Annotated in this window: 32 protein-coding genes and 2 pseudogenes; 2 read left to right on the top strand and 32 right to left on the bottom strand. The window is 41.2% G+C overall.

The genetic code is table 11. From position 1 onward, the window contains the following. Positions 1 to 15: 15 nt before the first annotated feature. Together PVV69_RS05965 and PVV69_RS05960 are read left to right on the top strand one after the other, a co-directional pair. Positions 16 to 1803 (top strand): glucan ABC transporter ATP-binding protein/ permease, encoded by a 1788-nt coding sequence (locus tag PVV69_RS05965; protein ID WP_273756822.1) that lies wholly within the window; start codon positions 16 to 18, stop codon positions 1801 to 1803. A 245-nt stretch (positions 1804 to 2048) separates the two neighbouring features. After that, a pseudogene (locus PVV69_RS05960) lies at positions 2049 to 2432 on the top strand (integrase arm-type DNA-binding domain-containing protein); the annotation flags it as partial. Positions 2433 to 2459: 27 nt separating this feature from the next. On the opposite strand, the gene alaS reads toward PVV69_RS05960, so the two are convergent. From alaS to tuf, 32 genes and pseudogenes are all read right to left on the bottom strand, one after another. Then, a complete protein-coding gene (gene alaS, locus PVV69_RS05955) occupies positions 2460 to 5123 on the bottom strand; it encodes an alanine--tRNA ligase (RefSeq protein WP_273756821.1) in 2664 nt (887 codons plus the stop codon). 206 nt (positions 5124 to 5329) lie between these two features. Further along, complete coding sequence (recA, locus tag PVV69_RS05950) at positions 5330 to 6373, bottom strand: recombinase RecA (RefSeq protein WP_273720874.1); 1044 nt, start codon at positions 6371 to 6373, stop codon at positions 5330 to 5332. A 516-nt stretch (positions 6374 to 6889) separates the two neighbouring features. Continuing rightward, positions 6890 to 8209 carry a replication-associated recombination protein A gene (locus PVV69_RS05945; protein ID WP_273756820.1) on the bottom strand — a complete coding sequence of 440 codons (1320 nt, stop codon included), beginning with the start codon at positions 8207 to 8209 and terminating at the stop codon, positions 6890 to 6892. Positions 8210 to 8217: 8 nt separating this feature from the next. Continuing rightward, positions 8218 to 9612: a DegQ family serine endoprotease gene (locus PVV69_RS05940; protein WP_273756819.1), complete on the bottom strand. Its 1395-nt coding sequence runs from the start codon at positions 9610 to 9612 to the stop codon at positions 8218 to 8220. A gap of 273 nt (positions 9613 to 9885) precedes the next feature. Beyond that, a complete protein-coding gene (gene rplQ / locus PVV69_RS05935; protein ID WP_273756818.1) occupies positions 9886 to 10314 on the bottom strand; it encodes a 50S ribosomal protein L17 in 429 nt (142 codons plus the stop codon). A gap of 18 nt (positions 10315 to 10332) precedes the next feature. Next, the gene (locus tag PVV69_RS05930; protein WP_273720870.1) at positions 10333 to 11346 is read right to left on the bottom strand and encodes a DNA-directed RNA polymerase subunit alpha; all 1014 of its coding nucleotides are present in this window, start codon (positions 11344 to 11346) and stop codon (positions 10333 to 10335) included. A gap of 95 nt (positions 11347 to 11441) precedes the next feature. Beyond that, complete coding sequence (rpsK, locus tag PVV69_RS05925) at positions 11442 to 11831, bottom strand: 30S ribosomal protein S11 (RefSeq protein WP_005865097.1); 390 nt, start codon at positions 11829 to 11831, stop codon at positions 11442 to 11444. Between the two features lie 121 nt (positions 11832 to 11952). Continuing rightward, entirely contained in the window at positions 11953 to 12321 is a 369-nt protein-coding gene (gene rpsM, locus PVV69_RS05920) for a 30S ribosomal protein S13 (RefSeq protein ID WP_273756817.1), read from the bottom strand. A 181-nt stretch (positions 12322 to 12502) separates the two neighbouring features. Next, the gene (locus tag PVV69_RS05915) at positions 12503 to 13081 is read right to left on the bottom strand and encodes an adenylate kinase (protein WP_273756816.1); all 579 of its coding nucleotides are present in this window, start codon (positions 13079 to 13081) and stop codon (positions 12503 to 12505) included. Continuing rightward, on the bottom strand, positions 13078 to 14424 hold the full coding sequence (secY, locus tag PVV69_RS05910; protein WP_273720867.1) for a preprotein translocase subunit SecY: 1347 nt from the start codon (positions 14422 to 14424) through the stop codon (positions 13078 to 13080). Before secY ends, PVV69_RS05915 begins: the two co-directional genes overlap by 4 nt. A 159-nt stretch (positions 14425 to 14583) precedes the next feature. After that, entirely contained in the window at positions 14584 to 15051 is a 468-nt protein-coding gene (gene rplO / locus PVV69_RS05905; RefSeq protein ID WP_273756815.1) for a 50S ribosomal protein L15, read from the bottom strand. Positions 15052 to 15071: 20 nt separating this feature from the next. Then, a complete protein-coding gene (gene rpmD / locus PVV69_RS05900) occupies positions 15072 to 15278 on the bottom strand; it encodes a 50S ribosomal protein L30 (protein ID WP_208441836.1) in 207 nt (68 codons plus the stop codon). A gap of 32 nt (positions 15279 to 15310) precedes the next feature. Next, a complete protein-coding gene (gene rpsE / locus PVV69_RS05895; RefSeq protein ID WP_273756814.1) occupies positions 15311 to 15859 on the bottom strand; it encodes a 30S ribosomal protein S5 in 549 nt (182 codons plus the stop codon). Positions 15860 to 15973: 114 nt separating this feature from the next. Beyond that, positions 15974 to 16336, bottom strand: coding sequence for a 50S ribosomal protein L18 (rplR, locus tag PVV69_RS05890; RefSeq protein ID WP_273720864.1), 363 nt, complete (start codon positions 16334 to 16336; stop codon positions 15974 to 15976). A gap of 12 nt (positions 16337 to 16348) precedes the next feature. After that, the gene (gene rplF, locus PVV69_RS05885; RefSeq protein ID WP_273756813.1) at positions 16349 to 16882 is read right to left on the bottom strand and encodes a 50S ribosomal protein L6; all 534 of its coding nucleotides are present in this window, start codon (positions 16880 to 16882) and stop codon (positions 16349 to 16351) included. A gap of 39 nt (positions 16883 to 16921) precedes the next feature. Then, positions 16922 to 17320 (bottom strand): 30S ribosomal protein S8, encoded by a 399-nt coding sequence (gene rpsH, locus PVV69_RS05880; protein ID WP_273756812.1) that lies wholly within the window; start codon positions 17318 to 17320, stop codon positions 16922 to 16924. 14 nt (positions 17321 to 17334) lie between these two features. After that, positions 17335 to 17640, bottom strand: a complete 306-nt coding sequence (gene rpsN / locus PVV69_RS05875) for a 30S ribosomal protein S14 (RefSeq protein WP_273756811.1) — start codon at positions 17638 to 17640, stop codon at positions 17335 to 17337. A gap of 24 nt (positions 17641 to 17664) precedes the next feature. Beyond that, the gene (gene rplE, locus PVV69_RS05870) at positions 17665 to 18222 is read right to left on the bottom strand and encodes a 50S ribosomal protein L5 (protein WP_273720860.1); all 558 of its coding nucleotides are present in this window, start codon (positions 18220 to 18222) and stop codon (positions 17665 to 17667) included. Then, positions 18215 to 18529: a 50S ribosomal protein L24 gene (gene rplX, locus PVV69_RS05865; RefSeq protein WP_273720859.1), complete on the bottom strand. Its 315-nt coding sequence runs from the start codon at positions 18527 to 18529 to the stop codon at positions 18215 to 18217. Before rplX ends, rplE begins: the two co-directional genes overlap by 8 nt. Positions 18530 to 18541: 12 nt before the next feature. Next, complete coding sequence (gene rplN, locus PVV69_RS05860; RefSeq protein WP_004855715.1) at positions 18542 to 18910, bottom strand: 50S ribosomal protein L14; 369 nt, start codon at positions 18908 to 18910, stop codon at positions 18542 to 18544. A gap of 145 nt (positions 18911 to 19055) precedes the next feature. After that, on the bottom strand, positions 19056 to 19295 hold the full coding sequence (rpsQ, locus tag PVV69_RS05855) for a 30S ribosomal protein S17 (RefSeq protein WP_273720858.1): 240 nt from the start codon (positions 19293 to 19295) through the stop codon (positions 19056 to 19058). 11 nt (positions 19296 to 19306) lie between these two features. After that, entirely contained in the window at positions 19307 to 19507 is a 201-nt protein-coding gene (gene rpmC, locus PVV69_RS05850; protein WP_273720857.1) for a 50S ribosomal protein L29, read from the bottom strand. 12 nt (positions 19508 to 19519) lie between these two features. After that, a complete protein-coding gene (gene rplP / locus PVV69_RS05845; RefSeq protein WP_208441846.1) occupies positions 19520 to 19933 on the bottom strand; it encodes a 50S ribosomal protein L16 in 414 nt (137 codons plus the stop codon). Between the two features lie 36 nt (positions 19934 to 19969). Continuing rightward, the gene (gene rpsC / locus PVV69_RS05840) at positions 19970 to 20680 is read right to left on the bottom strand and encodes a 30S ribosomal protein S3 (RefSeq protein ID WP_273756810.1); all 711 of its coding nucleotides are present in this window, start codon (positions 20678 to 20680) and stop codon (positions 19970 to 19972) included. Further along, the gene (gene rplV / locus PVV69_RS05835; protein ID WP_273720856.1) at positions 20680 to 21069 is read right to left on the bottom strand and encodes a 50S ribosomal protein L22; all 390 of its coding nucleotides are present in this window, start codon (positions 21067 to 21069) and stop codon (positions 20680 to 20682) included. The genes rpsC and rplV overlap by 1 nt, the downstream gene beginning before the upstream one ends. Before the next feature lie 3 nt (positions 21070 to 21072). After that, on the bottom strand, positions 21073 to 21351 hold the full coding sequence (rpsS, locus tag PVV69_RS05830; protein ID WP_004855734.1) for a 30S ribosomal protein S19: 279 nt from the start codon (positions 21349 to 21351) through the stop codon (positions 21073 to 21075). A gap of 15 nt (positions 21352 to 21366) precedes the next feature. Next, positions 21367 to 22200 carry a 50S ribosomal protein L2 gene (rplB, locus tag PVV69_RS05825; protein ID WP_273756809.1) on the bottom strand — a complete coding sequence of 278 codons (834 nt, stop codon included), beginning with the start codon at positions 22198 to 22200 and terminating at the stop codon, positions 21367 to 21369. Between the two features lie 21 nt (positions 22201 to 22221). Then, a complete protein-coding gene (locus tag PVV69_RS05820; RefSeq protein ID WP_273720854.1) occupies positions 22222 to 22515 on the bottom strand; it encodes a 50S ribosomal protein L23 in 294 nt (97 codons plus the stop codon). Further along, positions 22512 to 23132: a 50S ribosomal protein L4 gene (gene rplD / locus PVV69_RS05815; RefSeq protein WP_273756808.1), complete on the bottom strand. Its 621-nt coding sequence runs from the start codon at positions 23130 to 23132 to the stop codon at positions 22512 to 22514. The genes PVV69_RS05820 and rplD overlap by 4 nt, the downstream gene beginning before the upstream one ends. Continuing rightward, the gene (gene rplC / locus PVV69_RS05810; RefSeq protein ID WP_273720852.1) at positions 23132 to 23872 is read right to left on the bottom strand and encodes a 50S ribosomal protein L3; all 741 of its coding nucleotides are present in this window, start codon (positions 23870 to 23872) and stop codon (positions 23132 to 23134) included. Before rplC ends, rplD begins: the two co-directional genes overlap by 1 nt. A gap of 27 nt (positions 23873 to 23899) precedes the next feature. Further along, positions 23900 to 24208, bottom strand: coding sequence for a 30S ribosomal protein S10 (gene rpsJ / locus PVV69_RS05805; RefSeq protein WP_273720851.1), 309 nt, complete (start codon positions 24206 to 24208; stop codon positions 23900 to 23902). 65 nt (positions 24209 to 24273) lie between these two features. After that, a pseudogene (gene tuf / locus PVV69_RS05800) lies at positions 24274 to 24398 on the bottom strand (elongation factor Tu); the annotation flags it as partial.

Raw genomic sequence — 24398 nt, 5'->3', positions numbered from 1 at the left:
TGGAGATCATCACCTATGTCATTATTCAAAACCTATGTGCGTGTCCTCACTTATCTAAACAGAGAAAAAAATTCATCTTTTTTAATCTGTAGTGCTAATGTTATGTTGGCTCTTATCACCATTGCAGAACCTATTTTATTTGGACGCGTCATTGACGCTATCACAGAAAAATCAGCTATTGCTCTTACCCTTACAATTTGGGTATGCTTTGGTCTTTTTCATATTATTGCTTATGTGCTTGTTGCACGAAGTGCGGACCGCTTAGCACACAGATGCCGTTTAGCTGTTTTAACAGAATCTTTCGAACGTATTATCGCTATGCCTTTGATCTGGCATCAACAGCGTGGAACCTCTAACGCTCTTCATACGCTCTTGCGTGCTGTAGACTCCATGTCAACCATATGGCTTGATTTTATGCGTCAACATCTCTCAACTCTTGTTGCATTATTCGTTCTTATTCCGATAGCTTTTAACATGAATTGGCGTCTTTCAACAGTCTTGGTTGTGCTTGCTATCATTTATGTATTGATTGCACGTTTAGTGATGCGAAAAACAAAAGATGGGCAAGCCGCGGTAGAATATTATCATCATAACCTTTTTCAACATGTCACGGATTCAATCTCTAACGTTTCCATTGTACAAAGCTATAACCGAATAAAGGAAGAAACTTCCATATTGCATCAGCATACAAGCGATCTGCTTAAAGTGCAAAATCCTGTTCTCAATTGGTGGGCTCTTGCCAGTGGCTTAAATCGAATGGCTTCAACCATTTCAATAGTTTGTGTCCTTTTGCTTGGAGCTTTGTTTGTCACAACAGGTCAATTACGTGTAGGTGAAGTTGTTGCTTTTGTCGGATTCGCACAATTAATGATTAGCCGTCTTGATCAAATGAGCGGTTTTATTAATTTAACCGTATCCTCACAAGCAAAACTACAGGATTTTTTTGCAATGGAAGACTCAACCTTTCACAGCAAAGAGCCTGAAAATCTCCCCTCTCTGCAAAATGTTAAGGGTGCGATACAATTTCATCAGGTAACCTATAAATTCCCCAACTCTTCTCAAGGTGTTTTTAATATTTCTTTTAAAATTAAAAAAGGACAAACCGTTGCGATTGTAGGACCAACAGGTGCTGGTAAGACAACATTAATGAATCTCTTGCAACGGATATATGAGCCTACATTTGGGCATATCTCCATTGATGGAATAAATATACGCTCTGTTAATCGTGAATCCTTACGAAAATCTCTAGCAACAGTATTTCAAGATGCCGGTCTTTTCAACCGTACTATTCACGACAATATCTCGATAGGAAAAGAAACTGCAACAGATGAGGAACTGTATGAAGCAGCAAAAATAGCAGCTGCCCATGATTTTATTCTCAAAAAAGCGGATTGTTACAACACAATGGTTGGTGAGCAAGGTTCTCAATTATCAGGTGGCGAAAAACAACGTTTAGCAATTGCACGCGCTGTTTTAAAAAATGCTCCCATTCTCATACTAGACGAAGCAACCAGTGCTCTTGATGTTGAAACGGAAGCGCGCGTAAAGGATGCTCTTGATTGCATAAGCCACAATCGCACCACTTTTATTATAGCCCACCGTCTTTCAACAATACGCAATGCGGATGTTGTGCTTTTTCTAGAACAAGGGCATTTAATTGAAAAAGGAAGTTTTCAAGAATTGATTGATAAAGGCGGCCGCTTCTATAAACTCTTAAAAGCCAGTGGTTTGTCAATCAATCAACCAGAAACAGAAGAAAAGAATGAAAACCCTTTTCCCTTGCCCGAAGCTATGGCATCATAAAATAACCTCTCCAACTTTAAAGAAGAAGAGTATCGAAAACACAAAATCCTTCTAACAGATTACAACATATTGATTTATAATGATAATTTAGCGTTATTCATATTGAATGAGAACCCCGAATAACATAAGATTCTCTCATTTCAAATCTGTTTATGTTGCATCAATCAAAATCATCTGCTTGCACACCACAAGCGGGGCTAGCGTGTGGGTAAAACTATATAAGAAAGGACTAAAAATGCCTCTTAATGAATCGTTTTAATGCAAGGGCTGTCGCAACATTGGGAGCTGGCAAATATAATGGTGGTGCTCAATGACTTTATCGTTATACTATTCATGGTCAGCGCCGTGAAATGGGCTTGAGAGCGTTGCGAGATGTTTCTTTAAAACAAGCTCGTGAATTGGCAACTGGGTGGCGCTCTGTTTTACGTGAAGGGCGTGACCCCATTAAAGAACGCAACAAACAAAAGCATGAAGCAATGCGTAATCCTCATTATTAAAATGATATTGCACTAGATGCTTTTGAAAGCCGTAAAGCTGTATTAAAAAATGATGGTAAAGATGGGAACTGGTTTTCACCTTTAAAACTACACATTCTGCCAAAACTAGGCTGTTTACCCGTTTCAGAGATTGCAACACAAAACAACACAGAGAAGAAGTTATGCTTCCAACGCAGCTTTTAATGCCGCAAGTGCCTCATCAGCCTTGCTTCCCTCAGAACCGCCAGCTTGCGCCATATCAGGACGTCCACCACCACCTTTACCACCAAGAACAGCTGAAAGAACACGCACCAAATCAACAGCATTCAACTTATCCGTCAAGTCATCCGTAACGCCAACAACAGCACTTCCCTTGCCATCCTCTGAAACAGCAATAAAAGCAACAACCCCTGATCCAATCTGTTTTTTACCAGCATCGACGAACGCCTTAAGATCCCGTGGTGAAATATTATTCACAACACGTCCCATAAAAGAAATACCATTGATGACGGTAATATCTTCTTGACCACCTTGTATCTTCCCATCATTCAAAAGCATTTTTTTGCGCACATCATTCAACTCTTTTTCAAGTTTACGTCGATCTTCAAGCAAGATTTGAATCCGCTCTTCCACACCCGTAGCAGAAGTTTTTAAAAGATCCGCTATTTCATGGAGACGCGCATCTTGGTGGCTAAGATAAAGACGCGCTGTTGTACCTGTTAAAGCTTCAATACGACGCACTCCAGCAGCTACAGAACTCTCAGAAACAATATGAATTACACCAATATCCCCCGTTCTCTCCACATGTGTCCCTCCACAAAGTTCAATGGACCAATTCTTTTTTAATTCTCCCTGCTCCAACTGGTTTCCCATAGCAACAACACGCACTTCATCACCATATTTCTCACCAAACAGAGCCATTGCTCCTTCAGAAATTGCATCATCCATCAGCATGAGGCGGGTTGTTACCTCGCTATTTTGCAAAACAATGTCATTTGCTAAATCTTCTATTTTTTTCAATTCTTCTGCAGAAACAGATTTTGGATGAGAAAAATCAAAACGCAACCGCTCCGGCGAGACAAGAGAGCCCTTCTGGGTCACATGAGATCCCAATACTTGACGTAAAGCTTCGTGCAATAAATGAGTAGCAGAATGGTTAGCGCGGATTTTCTTACGCCGAACACCATCAACGGTTAAATCTACACAATCAGACAGCACCGCCTGACCAGTTTGAACCTCTCCAATATGGATAACAACCCCATCAGCCTTTTTCTGTGTATCATGCACTTCAAAAACAAAGTTCTCACCAGCAATGATACCACTATCACCGATCTGCCCACCAGATTCACCATAAAAAGGTGTCTGATTCACAACAAGAATAGCCTTCTGTCCTGAAGAAATATCATAAACAATCTTACCATCACGCACAAGAGCCGTAAGAATACCTTTGGCTTTTTCTGTTTCATAACCCAAAAATTCTGTCGCTCCTACCTGATCACGAACAGAAAACCAAATTGCCTCTGTTTGAGCTTCACCAGAACCAGACCAATTGGCACGCGCTTCCTCTTTCTGGCGTTCCATCGCTTTATCAAAGGTATCAACATCAACAGATATTCCACGACGCCGAAGAACATCTTGCGTCAAATCTAGTGGAAAACCATAGGTATCATAAAGTTTGAAAGCAACTTCACCATTTAAATCATCCCCTTCTTTAAGATGAGTACTTGCTTCATTTAACAACCCAAGTCCTCGTTCAAGAGTCTTGCGAAAGCGCATTTCTTCTAATTTCAAAGTTTCCGAAATCAAAGATTCAGCGCGCACCAACTCAGGATAAGCTTGTCCCATTTCACGAATTAAAGCAGGCAAAAGACGCCACATTAAGGGCTCTTTAGCACCAAGAAGATGAGCATGACGCATAGCACGACGCATAATACGCCGTAAAACATATCCCCTTCCCTCATTGGAAGGAAGAACACCATCGGCAATCAAAAATGCCGTTGAACGCAGATGATCCGCAATGACACGGTGGCTCACCATAAAATCAGCAGTTGCCTCAACTCCTGTAATTTCCACTGATGCAGCAATCAACGCACGAAAAAGATCAATATCATAATTATCATGCACCCCCTGTAAAACAGCAGCGATACGTTCTAATCCCATACCTGTATCAATAGAAGGATGAGGCAATTCAATACGCTGTTCCTTGTCAAGCTGTTCATATTGCATAAAGACAAGATTCCAAATTTCAATAAAGCGATCGCCCTCTTCATTTACACTTCCAGGAGGACCTCCCCAAATTTCATCACCATGATCATAAAAAATCTCTGAACAAGGACCACAGGGACCAGTTTCGCCCATCGACCAAAAATTATCTGCCGTTGCAATACGGATAATTTTTTTGTCTGGAAGACCGGAGATTTTACGCCATAACTGTGTCGCAACATCATCACTCTGATAAACCGTCACCAACAATTTATCTTTGGGAAGACAAAATTCTTTTGTTAAAAGATTCCATGATAAAAAAATGGCCTCTTCTTTGAAATAATCACCAAAAGAAAAATTGCCCAGCATCTCAAAAAATGTATGATGGCGTGCTGTATAGCCAACATTATCAAGATCATTATGCTTTCCACCCGCACGAACACATTTTTGCGCCGTTGCTGCTTTTTTATAAGAACGCTGTTCAAGTCCAGTAAAAACATTCTTAAACTGTACCATTCCTGCATTTGTAAACATAAGTGTGGGATCATTCCGTGGAACAAGTGGGCTAGAAGAAAGAACCACATGCCCATGAAGACGAAAATAATCTAAGAAAGTTGATCGTATGTTCTTAACGCTATTCATATCAACACCTGCAAAATACAGCACAAAATACTAAAAGCAAAAACCACCCTTATTAAATATCCTCTTTGCCAAGCTTGGAGTCAATTTAATCAAAGAGTGGAATATTTGCTTAAAAAATGAGAAATAAACGATCTTATAGTTAAAAACTTGAACAAATAAAAATAGAAAAATTTAAAATGAAGCAATGACACTAAAAAAACGTCCCATCAAATGACTTCATCGCTTTCTGTTGTATCTGCCCCTGCATTTTCTAGCAATTCAATGGCAATCAAACCAGCATTTTGACGCAAAGCTGTCTCGATTTCTGCAGCGATTTCCGCGTTCTCACGTAAAAACTGCTTCGCATTTTCTCTCCCCTGTCCTAAACGCTGAGAATTATAAGAGAACCAAGATCCAGATTTTTCCACAATACCAACTTTAACTCCCAAATCAATCAACTCACCTAATTTAGAAATACCTTCACCATAAATAATATCAAACTCAACTTGTTTGAATGGAGGTGCCAATTTATTTTTGACCACTTTAACACGGGTCTGATTGCCAACAATCATATCTCTATCTTTAATGGAGCCAATACGGCGAATATCTAAACGAACAGAGGCATAAAACTTTAAGGCATTTCCACCTGTTGTTGTTTCAGGAGAACCAAACATCACACCAATTTTCATGCGAATTTGATTAATAAAGATCACCATACAGTTAGAGCGGAAAATGGACGCTGTAAGTTTCCGCAAAGCTTTACTCATCAAGCGAGCTTGCAATCCAGGTAAAGCATCACCCATTTCACCATCAATTTCTGCACGTGGTGTTAAAGCTGCTACAGAATCAACAACAAGCACATCAACAGCACCAGAACGTACCAATGTTTCTGTAATTTCCAACGCCTGTTCACCCGTATCTGGCTGAGAAATAAATAAGTTTTCTAAATCAACACCAAGCTTGCGTGCATAAATAGGATCAAGAGCGTGCTCCGCATCAATAAAAGCACAAATTCCACCAATTTTCTGTGCTTCAGCAATTGCATGAAGAGCTAATGTTGTTTTTCCAGAACTTTCTGGTCCATAAATCTCAACAATACGCCCTTTCGGTAATCCACCAACCCCTAAAGCAATATCCAAGGACAAAGATCCCGTTGGGATTGTTTCAATTTCAACAACCTGCTCCTTTTGCCCAAGACGCATAATGGAGCCTTTACCGAAAGAACGTTCAATTTGAGCGAGAGCAGCATCGAGAGCTTTTGTTTTATCCACGATTATATCCTTGACGATTCATAATAACCAAACACAAAGTGTACACTGTTATTTTAACTTAACTAAAGTCTTGAGTTTAGATGTTCACAGACTATTTCATTCCACTCCCCACATTGTGTCGACAACATCCCATGACCAACACTAAAAGAATTTGCCATTCCTTAATCTTATGACACAAAATACTCTCCAATAAAATACCTCCCATAAAGGAGCAAAACTCAGTAGATTTATATCTTCTCTGCGAAAAAAGAAAAAAAATTAAAGACAGTGCGTTATACACAGCCACTCTCATGCTTCTTATACAAAGCAGCTCATGAATGAAAGCGAGATAAAATATTTCTTAAACTTAAGTTTTAAGCGTATATAAATTTTTATACAAAAAAAGAAAGTTTTTTACTCTCTTTCGAAAAAATGATACCTGTTTAAAGCATAACCTAAACTGTTAATAGAATGACCATCACATCACGGATGTAAAATAAGCTCTGTTGTCATAAAGACCTTATCTCAATGGAAATTTCATTTTTGATCGGCTCGTTTTTGGCGCAATTTCTTCCACCATTCAAGACGCTTAGCAATCTCACGCTCAAAACCACGCTCAACGGGTTGATAATAGCTCTGCCGCCCAAGTTTTTCAGGAAAATATTCCTGTCCTGAAAACGCATCTGGTTCATCATGGTCATAACGATAATCACGCCCATATCCTTCTTCTTTCATAAATTTTGTAGGCGCATTTAGGATATGTTTAGGAGGAGGCAAAGAACCATTTTGGCGAGCACACTGCATAGCTGCTTTATAGGCGAGGTATGTTGCATTTGATTTTGGTGCAGTTGCAACATAAAGACATGCTTGCGCTAAAGCTAATTCTCCCTCTGGCGAGCCTAGATAATCATAAGCATCTTTTGCTGCATTACAAATGACAAGAGCCTGTGGATCTGCCAAACCAACATCTTCAACAGCCATACGCACCAATCTGCGCCCAATATAGAGAGGATCTTCACCGGCATCAAACATACGTGCTAAATAATAAAGCGCAGCGTCAGGATCAGATCCCCGAACAGATTTATGCAATGCTGAAATGAGATTATAATGTCCCTCCTGCCCTTTATCATAAATCGGTGCACGACGCTGAATAACTTCTTGCAAAGCGATAGCATCAAATATCTCCCCCTCTCGTGCAACAGACCAAATCTCCTCTGCCAATGTTAACACTGATCGTGCATCACCATCAGACATCCTTATCAAAATATCCCTAGCATCATCGCTCACAGGAAGAATCTTTCCTTCCACCTCTTCAGCACGTTTTAAAAGCATGCCCAAAGCTTCATGATCATGTGCAAGAAATGTCAAAACACGAGCACGGGAAAGAAGAGCAGCATTAAGTTCAAAGGAAGGATTCTGTGTGGTTGCCCCTATAAGAATGACAGTACCATCTTCCATAACAGGAAGAAAACTATCCTGCTGCGCACGATTAAACCGATGAATCTCATCAACAAAAAGAAGTGTTTGACATCCGGACATAAAACGCGTCTGTGCAACTTCAAAAATTTTCTTAAGCTCTGAAACTCCAGTAAAAATAGCAGAAACTTGCTCAAAAACGAAATTTGTTTCAAGTGCCAACAAGCGTGCAACCGTTGTCTTCCCAGTTCCTGGAGGTCCCCAAAAAATCATCGAACTCATGGAACCGGCTGCCAACATGCGTGACAGTACTCCCTTCTCTCCAAGTAAATGATTTTGTCCTACGACATCATTAAGAGAACGAGGACGCATTTTTTCTGCAAGCGGCCGATTTTTATGAACCTGGAGATGAGAAGATGAAGTAAAAAAATCTTTATTCAAAAAAAACCTCAGCGAATAAATTGGCGAATATACATACCATCACGTTCATATTCCAATTGCCACATATTGGCGTGACTTTGCATAAGAATCTTTTTCAACTGACTAACCGTTTGAATTTTATAGCCATTAACAGTACGTAAGATATCTCCTGGACGAAAAATTCCAGCAGCATTACTCGCCTCATCAAGATTGGTAATCACAACACCTTTTGCAGAGAGAGGAACACGAAAATGTCGACTATTTTGCGGTGTTAAATCTAAGACTTCAGCACCCGAAAGAGGACTATCTCCTGTAATTTTTTCAGATTTTGAAAATGCCGTTTCCGGTATTGATGAAACAGTTATTTGTGTCTTTAAGACTTTTCCACTTCGCAAATATTCTAAACCAAGGCTATGCCCAATACCAGATGTCATCAAACGATATCCAAGAGCATCTGGACTTTCAACGCGCATCCCTTGCACATTCAAAATAACATCACCGACTTTCAAACCAGCTTTTGCAGCAGGACTATCTTTGAAAACTTCGATAACAAGAGCACCATAGGGACGTTCTAAACCTAAACCACCAGCAATATCAGCTGTAACATTTTGAAAAGATGCACCAATATAAGGAGGAACAAAATACTTTCCGCCACGTTTAACAGTTTCAAGCATCACTTTTACAAGATTTGCTGGAATAGCAAAACCAATCCCCACAGAACCACCTGAACGCGAATAAATAGCTGTATTAATTCCAATTAACTGTCCTTTCATATCAATCAACGCTCCACCAGAATTCCCTGGATTAATGGCAGCATCCGTTTGAATAAAAAAGTCAAAATCAGAAATACCAACACGCGTACGTGCTTGCGCTGAAACAATACCACTTGTAACCGTCTGACCAACACCAAAAGGATTACCAATTGCTAAAACAAGATCGCCAACTTCAACTGCATCAGAATCTCCCAAAGAAAGAACAGGAAATTGTGCATCCTTTGCATTAATTTCAAGCACCGCAATATCCGTTGCTTCATCTTTTAACATAACCTTACTTTCAAATTCCCGTCCATCAGAAAGAGCAACTTTAATTTCGCTTGCATCCTTAATGACATGGTAATTCGTAACGATCAAACCACGTGCATCAACAATCACTCCAGACCCTAACGAAGATTGCTTGCGCACAGGCAGATTATTTTGAAAACGACTAAAAAACTGCTCAAAAAATGGATCACCCGCAAAAGGTGAACGTGCTCTGATTTGTCGAGCTGCATAAATATTGACAACAGATGGAATAGTTCTTTTCACTAAAGGAGCAAATGAAAGTGTAATTTCTTTTTGTGTTTGTGGAATTTGAGCATAAGCACAATGAAATGATAATTGTGTTATAATAGCAAAAAAAAGCCACGCTAAAAGAGAATATCTCATTATTCACTCCTAAAAAATAATTCACTCTTTAAATATTAAGAGGATAAGACACTTTCTCATCCTTTCTAAACTCGAGATTTCTTTATTAATATTTATAATGAAAAAGAAAAACAACTATTTAAGTCATAAATATTATAAAAAACAACCAATTCAATATGTTGTAACTTTCTCTCATATTTATCTATTAAACGAAGTTAACGTCCAAATGCTCATAAAAAAACCGCCTAGAAGGGCGGTCTTTCCAAAATTCAACAAAAACAAAATACTCTATCTTTATGAAGAAGTTTCTTTTTGATTTACAGTATCCTCTGTACGCATACGATCTACAGCCCCCTTGGCATCAATATCACGATCAACAAACTCTATAACAGCCATGGGAGCATTATCGCCGGTACGAAAACCCGCTTTCATAATGCGCAAATATCCACCGTTACGTGCTGCATAACGTGGTGCAAGCGTATCAAACAACTTCGCAACTTTCCCCGCATCACGAAGTGCAGAAATTGCTTGTCTACGTGCGTGCAAACCTCCACGCTTACCAAGCGTCACTAATTTCTCAACGATAGGACGAATTTCTTTAGCCTTTGGAAGCGTTGTCACAATTTGCTCATGCTCGATCAGCGAAACCGCCATATTAGCAAACATCGCTTTACGGTGACTAGCCGTCCGATTCAACTTACGGCCTGACTTACTATGGCGCATGAACCTTCTCCTTAAATTCTAATATTGATCTTCATAGCGTTTTGCAAGATCATCAATGTTTTCAGGCGGCCATGCAGAAACTTCCATACCAAGATGCAACCCCATACATGCCAAAACTTCTTTAATTTCATTTAACGACTTGCGTCCAAAGTTCGGTGTCCGAAGCATTTCAGCTTCCGTCTTCTGGATAAGATCACCAATATAGACAATATTATCATTCTTAAGACAATTTGCCGAACGAACTGAAAGCTCTAACTCATCCACCTTTTTGAGAAGGGCGGGATTAAAAGCAAGCTCTGAATCAGACTCTTCAACAGTTTCCTTTTGCGGCTCTTCAAAATTAACAAACAATGATAATTGATCCTGAAGAATACGCGCTGCAAAAGCAACAGCATCCTCCCCATTAACAGCACCATTTGTTTCAATTGTAAGTGTTAATTTATCATAATCCAGAACTTGCCCCTCACGTGTATTCTCTACCTTATAAGAGACTTTACGAATTGGTGAATAAAGACTGTCAACTGGAATAAGACCTATTCGTCCATCATCAGCACAATTGCGATCAGATGGAACATAGCCCTTCCCTGTATTGACGATAAATTCCATACGAATTTCAGCATCCTCATCAAGAGTGCAAATAACATGCTCCGGATTAAGAATTTCCATATCCCCAATTGTGCTAATATCTCCAGCCCTTACGATACCAGGACCCTCTTTACAAATGACAACCCTTTTAGGTCCTTCATCCTCCATACGAAGCGCAATTTCTTTAATGTTAAGAATAATATCTGTAACATCTTCACGAACACCTGGAATTGATGAAAATTCGTGTAACACACCGTCGATCTGTACAGCAGTAATTGCGGCACCACGAAGCGATGATAATAATACGCGACGAAGCGCATTCCCCAACGTTAAGCCAAAACCACGCTCAAGAGGTTCCGCAACCAAACTCCAAACATTCGGAGTATCATGCGCACAAAACTCAACCTTATTGGGTTTAATCAGTTCCTGCCAGTTTTTCTGGATCATATTTTCATTCCCGTTCTCTACTTCCGCTACCATTCAATCGTAGCGGCCAATGTGAACATCAGAGAAGCCTCTGACAACAAAAAAACAACACCCAATTAAACACGCCGTCTCTTTCGCGGACGACATCCATTATGAGGAATTGGTGTTACATCACGAATGGAAGTAATAACAAAACCAACCGACTGCAACGCACGCAAAGCGGATTCACGACCTGATCCAGGACCACAAACCTCAACTTCTAACGAACGCATACCATGCTCTTGAGCTTTTCTAGCACAATCTTCTGCGGCAACCTGAGCAGCAAAAGGCGTAGATTTTCGTGACCCCTTAAACCCCTGAGCCCCAGCAGATGACCAAGCAATTGTATTTCCTTGAGCATCCGTAATGGTAATCATTGTATTGTTAAATGTTGAATTGATATGCACAACACCTGATGAAATATTTTTGCGTTCGCGGCGGCGAACACGCGTGGCTTCCTTGGCCATAGTCTTCCTTTCAATGATCTCTTCACTGCCGTAACACCAGCAGCTCCACCCACCTTGCTCTTGTTAAAAAAACTTAACAAAAAACAGAATATAAAAAATTAAACTCTTAAAAAAAAGAATTTTACTTTTTCTTACCAGCAATTGCCTTAGCCGGCCCCTTACGCGTACGCGCATTTGTATGTGTACGTTGCCCACGAACAGGCAAAGAACGACGATGACGCAAACCACGGTAACAAGCAAGGTCCATCAAACGTTTAACATTCATGGCGACCTCACGACGAAGATCACCTTCAACCTGATACCCCTGATCTATCGCCTCACGAATTTGCAACACTTCTGCATCCGAAAGCTCATGCACACGGCGTCCAACAGGAATACCAACCCTTTTAGTAATTTCTTGAGCAATTTTTGGTCCAATCCCGTGGATATACTGAAGCGCAACAATGACACGCTTATTTGTCGGGATATTGACGCCAGCAATACGAGCCACGCCTACTCTCCTTGATTATGTTGACAATTAACCATAAAATACTCGAAGTACCTTATAGAAAAACGATCCGGCATAAATATACCCCGAATCCCATTATTTTATTTGAAATAAATTAAAACTGTTTTTGATAGATTTCACTAAAAAAGTCAACACTTTTCATTTATTTCTCATAAAAAACTCCTTATTGCAGAAAACCTCTAATTATACGTGATACCTCGGCAATATCCGTCATTCCATCAACCACTCTCAACAATCCCTTTTCTAAATAAAATTTCGAGAGAGGAATTGTTTTTTCACGATACTCTACTAATCGCTTCGCAAAAGCAACAGGATTATCATCTGAACGAACCAGCCCACCGGCAGCTATTGTTTCTTCAACGCGTCTTTTCATTCGCTCAATCAACGCATCTTCATCAACACGCAGCTCGATAACAGCATCAAGTTGCATATTTTTTGACTGAAAAATCTGTTTCAACGCTTCTGCCTGTCCCACAGTACGTGGGTACCCATCCAAAACAAAACCGTTTACACAATCACTTTCATCAATTCGCTCTGAGACAATTTGATTAACAATGTCATCAGAAACCAAAGCACCAGAGCTCATGATAGCTTTAGCTTTTTTACCAATTTCTGTCTCTTTAGAAATAACCTCACGCAACATATCACCCGTCGATAACTGAGGGATACTATACATTTCAGTCAGCATTTTAGCTTGTGTACCTTTGCCAGCTCCAGGAGGACCTAAAAGAATAACTCTCATCGATTCTTTTTCCCTCCACGAAGTTTTGACTTTTTAATCAACCCTTCATATTGATGCGCAATAAGATGTCCCTGAATTTGAGCAACTGTATCAAGCGTAACAGTAACAACAATCAATAAAGAAGTTCCCCCAAGATAGAAAGGAACCTGTAGAGTGGATATCATAAATTCAGGGAGCAAACAAACCAAAATAATATAAATTGCCCCCACAACAGTAATACGTGTTAAAACATAATCAATGTATTCAGCCGTACGTTCTCCAGGACGAATTCCTGGAATAAAACCAGAATGTTTTTTCAACTGATCTGCCGTATCACTTGGATTAAACACAATAGCCGTATAAAAAAAGCAAAAAAACGCCATCAAAAGTGCATAAACAATCATATAAAGTGGCTGTCCATGACTAAGAGAATAAGAAATAGTCTGCATCCATTGCGGCATTTTGTCAGAAAAGTTATTGATCGTTGCAGGCAATAACAACAAAGACGAAGCGAAAATTGGTGGAATAACACCAGAAGTATTCAACTTTAAAGGAAGATGTGACATATCTCCTTGAAAAATCTGATTACCAACTTGACGTTTTGGATATTGAATAAGAATTCTCCGCTGCGCACGCTCTATAAAAACAATAACAGCTATCACGGAAACCGCAATAAGTACGATTCCTATTAACAAAAAAGTTGATAAGTCAGCTTGACTATGCGCAGTTAAAAGTTGAGCGAAAGTGGAAGGGAGATTAGCCACAATACCTGTAAAAATAATGAGAGAGACCCCATTACCCACACCACGTGATGTAATTTGCTCACCAAGCCACATGAGAAACATCGTCCCACCAACAAGGGTAATAACGGAAGAAATACGGAACATAAGCCCAGGCTCTACAACAATCTGCAACCCTGTCCCTATGCCAGTTTCAAGTGCAACTGCGATACCAAACGCTTGTAGAATCGCCAATATAACTGTTACGTATCGAGTATATTGATTAATAACCTTACGACCTACTTCACCCTCTTTTTTAAGAGTCTCCAAAGAAGGAATAACTGAGGTAAGCAATTGCACAATAATTGACGCCGATATATAAGGCATAATTCCTAAGGCAAAAATTGCCATACGCCCAACAGCACCCCCAGCAAACATATTAAATAACCCCAAAACACCAGAGGCATGATGTTCAAATGTCTGGCGTAAAGCATCAATATTAATACCAGGAAGAGAGATATAAGTACCAAAGCGATAGATAAGAAGCGCAGATAGAGTAAACCAAATGCGTTTTTTCAATTCTGTTGCACGTGAAAAAGTACCAAAGTTCATATTGGAAGCAAATTGCTCTGCTGCTGATGCCATAAAAAGTCTCCCATCCACACTCCAGTTCTTAAAATCACAGAAGCATAACTCTAAAAACTCATATCGTTATGCACAAATAAATGCAAAACTTAAATAACCCTCCACCGAAGATATCCTTAAATGAATCCCCCCCTTAGAATTATCATTTATATCCCCAAATTAACGGACAGGCTCAGGAAAAACAACCTGACCACCTACTTTTTCAACTTTAACACAAGCCGCTTTAGAAGCACCAGAAACGTGAACGACAATCTTAGCTTTTAACTCACCACCAGAAAGAAGACGCACTCCATCCTTCACACGACGAATAATACCAGCCTCTCTCAGAGCAATAATATCAATAGGCTTTTCAGTATTCAACTTACCCGCATCAACCGCTAACTGAATACGCCCCAGCGAAACTTCATTATAAGTTTTGGAAAAAAAATTCCTAAATCCACGCTTTGGTAAACGGCGATAAATAGGCATTTGCCCACCTTCAAAACCATTAAGCGAAACACCAGAACGTGATCTTTGTCCTTTCACACCACGACCACCAGTTTTACCAATACCAGAACCAATACCACGCCCAACACGTTTATGATTTCTTGTTGCGCCTTCACGATCACGTAGTTCATTGAGTTTCATATTTCATACTCCCGCAACCATTAACCTTCATCTACAATACGAACAAGATGGCGAACCTTAGCGATCATACCCCGTACACAAAGCGTATCTTCTAAAACACGACGACGCCGCATTTTATTTAATCCAAGCCCTTTCAAGGTTGCACGCTGAATCTGTGAATTCCGAATTGGACTTCCAATTTGTTCTACCGTCACAGTTTTACCACTCTGAGATTTTTTCTGAACCATTTCCTAATTCCTCTTCTGACAATCTCAGAAAACTATCCTTCTGCATCAACTAAATGCCGACGACGCGCTTGCAAAGTTGAATATTTTATACCACGTTGAGCTGCAATATCCCTAGGATGCATCTGACGTTTTAACGCATCAAACGTTGCACGAACCATGTTATAAGGATTAGATGAACCCAGTGACTTTGCCACAACATCCTGCATACCAAGAGTTTCAAAAATCGCACGCATCGGCCCACCAGCAATAATACCGGTACCAGCAGAAGCAGAACGTAATAAAACACGACCAGCCCCATGACGACCTTCAAGATCATGATGCAATGTACGCCCAGAGCGAAGCGGGACATAAATCATTCCCCGCTTTGCAGCTTCTGTAGCTTTACGAACGGCTTCTGGCACTTCACGTGCCTTACCATGACCAAAGCCTACACGCCCTTTCTGATCTCCAACAACAACAAGAGCAGCAAAACCAAAACGCCGACCACCCTTTACAACTTTAGCGACACGATTGATATGAACAAGTCTATCGACAAATTCATTCTCACGTTCATCGCGCTCACCACGTTCTTTCTGTGCCATTCCTCATTCCTTTTTCTTTTCCGGAAGCACGTTAACAAAGTTCCATCACAAAACGAGAGGAACTCACACGAAACACCCTAAAACTTTCTCACCATAACCTTCAAACAAAACACCTCAAAAGCTCAAACCACCCTCACGTGCTGCCTCAGCCAAAGCTTTTACTCTACCATGGTAAACATAGGACCCACGATCAAAAACCACCTCATGAACACCAGCTTTCTTTGCTCGTTCAGCAATTAACTTACCAACAGCAAAAGCTGCTTCTTTATCAGCACCACTTTTCAATGATTTCTTTAAATCATTATCAAGGGTAGAAGCCGAAACAAGTGTGCACCCACGCAAATCGTCGATAATTTGAACATAGATATTCTGATTTGAACGGTAAACACTAAGCCGTGGACGATCGCTAGAAACCATTTTTATTCTACGACGAACACGCTGCGCACGACGCTGGATAATATCCTTAGATGACGCCATAATACAAAATCCTTACTTCTTTTTACCTTCTTTACGGAATATACGCTCATCTGCATGCTTAACACCTTTACCTTTATAAGGCTCAGGTCTACGATACTCACGAATTTCCGCTGCAACTTGCCCAACTTGCTGTTTATCAATTCCAGAAATAACAATTTCTGTAGGCTTAGGAACCGTTACAGTAACACCCGACGGTACTTTATAAACCACATCATGTGAAAAGCCTAATGATAATTGAACATCCTTACCCTGCAAAGCAGCACGATAACCAACACCATTGATTTCCAATCTCTTTTCAAAACCGTCTTTCACACCACAAAAAATATTCTCGATCATTGAACGCGACATCCCCCATTTAGAACGCGCATCCTTTGACTGATCCCGTGGGGAAACCGATATAACATTATCCTCAAGTTTCACTAAGACTTCATCATTCACGACGTAACTCAGTTCACCTTTCGGACCTTTTGCTTTAACTAGCTGACCTTCAACAGTTGCGGTAACTCCAGAAGGAACTGAAATGGGCTTTTTTCCAATACGAGACATTGTTCTAACCTACTTTTTTTCTGTTTTCTTGGACATAACTTAGAAAACACGACAAAGGAGCTCTCCACCGACATTCTGTTCACGTGCCTCATGATCAGCCATCACCCCCTTAGGAGTTGATAAAATAGAAATACCAAGACCATTTGCCACTTGAGGAAGCGACTTAGCAGAAACATATACACGACGACCAGGTTTTGAAACACGTGAAATCTCACGAATGGCCGCTAAGCCTTCAAAATATTTCAATTCGATCTCAATTTCAGATTTTCCATCACTTGAGTCGATCTGATTATATCCGCGAATATAGCCTTCCGACTGAAGAACATCGAGAACACGTGCACGAAGCTTGGAAGCAGGCGTAACAACTTTGCCCTTTTTACGACCAAGTGCATTACGAATGCGCGTTAACATATCACCAAGAGGATCCGACATAGACATTCAATAATCTCCTCTCACCAACTAGATTTAACAATGCCAGGAATCTGCCCGATAGAACCAAGTTCTCGCAATGCAATCCGCGACATTTTTAATTTACGATAATAAGCTCGCGGACGCCCTGAAACCTCACAGCGATTACGAACACGAACTTTTGCAGAATTACGTGGCAATCCTGCCAATTGAACAGAAGCCTTAAAACGCTCTTCAAGAGAAATCTTCTGATCCATAACAATTGCTTTCAAACGCGCACGACGTGCAGCATAACGCTTTACCATCACCTCACGACGTTTATTTTTCTCAACGGCACTTACTTTGGCCATAATCTTACCTCGCTACATTTGCCGTTACGAACGAAAAGGAAAATTAAAAGCACGCAGCAATTCACGCGCCTCATCGTCCGTTTTCGCTGTCGTACAAACGATAATATCCATACCCCAAATTTGATCAACTTTATCATAGTTGATTTCTGGAAACACAATGTGCTCTTTAATACCCATAGCAAAATTACCACGTCCATCAAAGCTTTTTGGATTTAAACCACGAAAGTCACGAACTCGCGGAAGCGCAATCGTAACAAGACGATCTAAAAACTCAAACATACGATCTTTACGCAATGTAACTTTAGCCCCAAGTGGCATACCTTCACGAACCTTAAAGGTCGCAATAGAATTACGCGCACGAGTAACAACAGCCTTTTGACCCGTTATGAGCCCTAAATCCTCAGCAGCAAGAGATGGTTTCTTGGAATCAGCAGTAGCCTCACCAATCCCCATATTAATTACAATTTTATCAACCCGCGGAATTTGCATCGCATTTTTGTAATGAAACTTCTCTTGAAGCGCTTTACGAACCACTTCAAAATAATGAGCCTTCATGCGCGGTGTTTGTTTTTCTTCAGCCATTAATCAACTCTCCCGAACGCTTGGCAAAACGAACCTTATTACCATCTGCATTCATACGAAAACCTACACGTGTAGGCTTACCATCCTTAGGATCAGCAATTGCCAAATTAGATAGATGAATCGGAGCTTCTTTAGAAATAATTCCTGCCTCTTGCTTTTGTGTCTGTCGTTGGTGACGTTTAATCATATTAACACCACGAACAAAAGCTTTATTCTCCTTAGGATTCACCTTAATGACTTCACCACTACATCCTTTATCCTTACCGGATAAAACAACAACTTTATCACCTTTTCGAATCTTCTGCATAATATTCACTCCTTATAACACTTCAGGAGCGAGCGAGATGATCTTCATATGATTCCTACCACGAAGTTCGCGGGGAACTGGTCCAAAGATACGTGTACCGATCGGCTCTTTTTTATTATCCACTAAAACAGCAGCATTACTGTCAAAACGAATGACGCTACCGTCTGCGCGACGAATATCCTTAGCAGTGCGAACCACCACAGCTTTCATCACATCACCTTTTTTAACACGGCCACGAGGAATAGCATCCTTGACCGAAACAACAATAATGTCACCGACCGAAGCATATTTCCGCTTTGAACCGCCTAACACCTTGATGCACATGACACGACGAGCACCGGAATTATCGGCAACGTCGAGGTTTGTTTGCATCTGAATCATGACTGGCCACCTTCTCTTAACATTTATATCCGGTCGTGTTTTAACACATCCGGATTTGCCTGCCAAATAACGATAAAGTTATTGCCTTAAATCCACCAATGGAAACCAAACCACTGTTAAACTTTAAAACAATGAACTCAACTCACTACGCTACATTCCCTTTAACAACAATCCAACGTTTATCTTTCGAAATTGGTCTAGATTCCTGAATAGAAATTTGATCCCCAATCTTAAACTGGTTGTCCTCGTCATGCGCCTTATATTTTTTAGACTGCCGAACGGTCTTTTTGAGAAGTGGATGAGAATAACGACGCTCCACTTTCACAACCACAGTCTTATCACTTTTGTCACTAACGACAACACCCTGCAAAATGCGTTTAGGCATCTCTGATTTCCTTAAACCTTACTTTCGTTTATCTTCTGACGAAGAAAAGTCTTAACACGCGCAATATTACGGCGAACCTGTCTAACGCGTGCAGTCTTTTCCAATTGACCTGTTGCTTTTTGAAAGCGCAAATTAAACTGCTCTTTCTTTAACTTAGCCAATTCGTCTTTCATTTGGTCGAGCGTTTGCGCCCGTAGTTCTGTGGCTCTCATCGCTTAACCTCTTTATTCAGCAATACGCTGGATGAAACGCGTTTTAATAGGCAACTTTGCAGCACCAAGTCTTAGTGCTTCACGTGCCACATCTTCAGGAATCCCATCAAGCTCAAACATGACACGCCCAGGCGCAACACGCACAGCCCAATAATCTACACTTCCCTTACCCTTACCCATACGAACTTCTGTAGGCTTAGACGTAACTGGAAGATCCGGAAAAATACGAATCCACACACGACCAGAACGCTTCATATAACGTGTAATCGCACGACGCGCCGCTTCAATTTGGCGCGCAGTAATCCGCTCTGGCTCAACCGCCTTCAGACCGTAAGCACCGAAATTCAAATCCGTACCACCCTTCGAAACACCGTGAATACGGCCTTTGAACTGTTTACGGAACTTTGTGCGCTTTGGCTGCAACATTGTTCTCTACTCCAAATTCTAGTTCAATCACAAAAACTAAGCATTCTCGCGGCGACGATTCGATGAAGAACCAGAGTGATCAGCTTCCGCAGCACGACGCTCCGAAGCCATTGGATCATGCTCAAGAATTTCACCTTTAAAGACCCAAACTTTAACACCACAAATACCATAAGCAGTCTTAGCTTCTGCTGTACCGTAATCAACATCAGAACGCAAGGTGTGAAGTGGAACACGCCCTTCACGATACCATTCCATACGAGCAATTTCAGCACCACCAAGGCGACCCGAACAATTGATACGAATCCCTTCTGCTCCAAGACGCATAGCTGATTGAACCGCACGTTTCATTGCGCGCCGAAAAGCAACACGGCGTTCTAACTGCTGAGCAATAGATTGCGCAATAATTGTAGCATCAGTTTCCGGTTTACGAATCTCCACAATATTTAATGAAGTCTCAGCATTTGTCATCTCTGAAAGCTTACGACGAAGCTTCTCGATATCAGCACCTTTTTTACCAATAATGAGCCCAGGACGAGCCGAATGAATCGTTACACGACACTTCTTATGGGGACGCTCAATAACAACCTTAGAAATAGCGGCTTGCTTCAACTCTTCCAACACATATAAACGGATCTTCAAATCCTCATGGAGAAGACGACCATATTCACCACTATCAGCATACCAACGGGAATCCCAAGTCCGATTAACTCCAAGACGAAGTCCTATTGGATTGATCTTCTGACCCATTATGCGGCCTCCACTTTCTCGGTAACTTCACGAACAATAATAGTAAGATGCGAAAACGGACGTTCAATCCGACTAGCACGCCCCCGACCGCGAACATGAAAACGCTTCATCACTATCGACTTACCGACATAAGCTTCCGCAACAATGAGCGAATCAATATCAAGATCATGGTTATTTTCTGCATTTGCAATCGCTGATTCAAGAGTTTTTTTCACAGTTCCAGCAATACGTTTACGTGAAAATGTCAAATCAGCCAGTGCTACATTAACTCTTTTACCACGAATCATCGCAGCAACCAAATTAAGCTTTTGCGGACTAACACGAATTGTCCGAGTAACAGCTTTTGCTTCATTTTCTTTAAGCTGGCGTGGAACCTTAACTTTTCCCATCACCTATTTCCTCTTCGCTTTCTTATCTGCACCATGCCCATAATAAGTCCGGGTGGGAGCGAATTCACCAAACTTATGCCCAACCATCTCTTCAGAAACAGAAACAGGAATATGCTTATTGCCGTTGTAAACACCAAAAGTTAAACCAACAAATTGTGGTAAAATAGTAGAGCGACGACTCCATATTTTAATAACTTCATTACGTCCACTCGCACGAACCTTTTCTGCTTTTCCAAGAAGATAGCCGTCAACAAACGGACCTTTCCAAACTGAACGAACCACTTCAGACTACCTTTCTCATTTCTTACGCTGATGACGCGTACGCATAATAAACTTATCGGTGGACTTATTGGAGCGCGTACGCTTACCCTTTGTAGGCTTACCCCAAGGAGACACCGGATGACGCCCCCCTGATGTACGTCCTTCACCACCACCATGTGGATGATCAACGGGGTTCATAGCAACACCACGAACATGAGGACGTTTACCACGCCAACGTGACCGACCTGCCTTGCCATCATTAATATTCCCATGATCAGGATTAGAAACAGCACCAACGGTTGCAAAGCAACTGCTAGATACCAAACGCTGCTCTCCAGAATTAAGACGAAGAATAGCCATTCCTTGATCTCGCCCAACAAGCTGCGCATAGGTTCCTGCTGAACGTGCGATCTGACCACCTTTCCCCGGTTTCATCTCAACATTATGAATAATTGTCCCCACTGGCATATTACCAAGCGGCATAGCATTACCCGGCTTAACATCAACATTTGAACCAGCAATAATAGAATCACCAACACCAAGACGCTGTGGCGCAAGGATATAACTTAACTGCCCATCTTCATAGCGAATAAGCGCAATAAAAGCTGTGCGATTTGGATCATACTCTAAACGCTCAACTTTAGCAGAAATATCGCGTTTAAGACGCTTAAAATCAACAAACCGATAGCTACGCTTATGTCCACCACCCTGAAAACGAGCCGTAACACGACCACGATTATTACGACCACCTTTTGAAGATAAACCTTCAGTTAGCGTTTTTACAGACTTACCCTTATAAAGACAAGAACGATCTACAATAACAAGTTGACGCTGCCCGGGCGTAGTTGGATTAAACTGCTTAAGTGCCATTATCTTTATCTCCGAGCCTCTTTAAAGACCTGTCGAAACGTCGATAGACTGACCACTCGCCAGTGTCACGATCGCTTTCTTGACATCACTCTGCCGACCAACAATGCCTTTAAAACGCTTCACTTTACCCTTACGGACCATCGTGTTAACTGCTTTCACTTTTACGTTAAAAAGTGCTTCAACAGCAGCTTTAATCTCAGGCTTTGTCGCTTTCGGCGCGACATTAAAAGCAACTTGATTATATTCAGAAATCATAGTCGACTTTTCAGTAATAACTGGACTAACAATTATATCATAATGACGAAGATCTGTCATTTAAAACGCTCCTCAAGAGCCTCGACGGCTGCTTTTGATAAAACAAGTTTGCTGCGACGCAAAATATCGTAAACATTAATCCCCTGAATTGGTAAAATATCAATATTAGGAATATTAGATGCTGCCCGAGAAAACTGAATATCAATCTCTTTACCGCCAATTAAAAGGGCATTATCAAACCCAAGCTTGGAAAAACGAGAAACAAGCATCTTGGTTTTAGCATCTTTAACACTCATCTCATCAACAACGATTAAATCTTTTGCTTTTAATTTTGCTGAAAGAGCAAGCCGCAATCCGAGCGCACGAATTTTTTTAGGAAGATCATGCGCATGACTACGAACCACCGGACCATGCGCTTTACCACCACCACGAAACTGCGGCGCACGAGCCGAAGAGTGCCGAGCACGTCCAGTTCCTTTTTGTTTAAACATCTTTGCCCCTGTTCGTGACACATCAGAGCGCCCCTGGGCTTGATGAGTCCCCTGTTGGCGACGCGCAAGTTGCCAACGAACAACACGCTGTAAAATATCTTCGCGTGGAACAAGACCAAAAATAGCATCAGAAACTTTTAACTTACCAGCTTCATCCCCATCAAGGGTTTTAATTACAAGATCCATTATTCGGCTCCCTCAACTTTAGAGGTTTCCACCACCGGAGTAACCATTTCCGTTTTCTCCTTCGCAAGACGACGAATACCAGCAGGCTTTGGTACATTATCAGGAAGAGATCTCTTTACAGCATCTCGAACCAAAATCCAAGCACCTTTACAGCCAGAAACAGCGCCACGCACTAAAATCAAACCACGCTCAATATCTGTAGAAACAACTTCTATATTCTGCGTTGTTACACGGACCTGACCCATGTGGCCAGCCATTTTTTTACCTTTAAACACTTTACCAGGATCCTGACACTGTCCTGTTGAACCATGTGCACGATGCGTAATTGAGTTACCATGCGAAGCACGATGCCCACCAAAATTATGACGCTTCATAACACCAGCAAAGCCTTTACCAATACTCGTACCTGTCACATCAACTCTTTGCCCTGGAACAAAATGCTCCACGGTAATCTCAGTACCGACCTCAAGAAGATTATCGGGGCTCACACGAAATTCCGCTATTTTAGCTTTTGGCTCAACAGAAGCCTTAGCAAAATGCCCACGAAGAGCCCGCGAAGTATTTTTCACCTTAGCAAAGCCTACACCTAATTGAACAGCAGTATAACCATTCTTCTCAATTGTACGCTGAGCTACAACTTGACAATTTTCCAAACGAAGCACTGTTACCGGCACATGTTCACCAGCTTCATTATAAATACGGGTCATGCCCAGCTTCTGTGCTATTACACCTGAACGCATCGGGTCTGTTCCTTCTGTCCTCAAACCTCAGAGCTTAATCTCTACATCCACACCAGCAGAAAGATCGAGCTTCATAAGAGCATCTACTGTTTGCGGCGTTGGATCAACAATATCAAGAAGACGCTTATGTGTACGCATTTCAAATTGCTCACGGCTCTTCTTATCGATGTGCGGCCCACGATTGACCGTAAACTTCTCAATCCGCGTTGGAAGCGGAATAGGACCACGGACATGCGCACCAGTACGCTTAGCAGTCGACACAATTTCACGTGTCGATGCATCAAGAATTCTGTGATCAAATGCTTTCAAGCGAATGCGGATATTTTGACTGTTCATGCTCTTTTATTTCCCTGTCACGTAAAACGCCTTTAACAATAAAGGCGTTTTTCAATAACCATTACTTACTCAATGATCTTAGAAACGATACCGGCACCAACAGTACGACCACCTTCACGAATAGCAAAGCGAAGTTTCTCTTCCATAGCAATAGGAACAATCAATGAAACATCCATCGCAACATTATCAC

It is taken from the genome of Bartonella sp. MM73XJBT, assembly GCF_028618465.1.
In the GTDB taxonomy this organism is placed as follows: Bacteria; Pseudomonadota; Alphaproteobacteria; order Rhizobiales; family Rhizobiaceae; genus Bartonella.
Note: the sequence above shows the minus strand (reverse complement) of the source record. Positions and strands in the feature narration are given on the sequence as shown.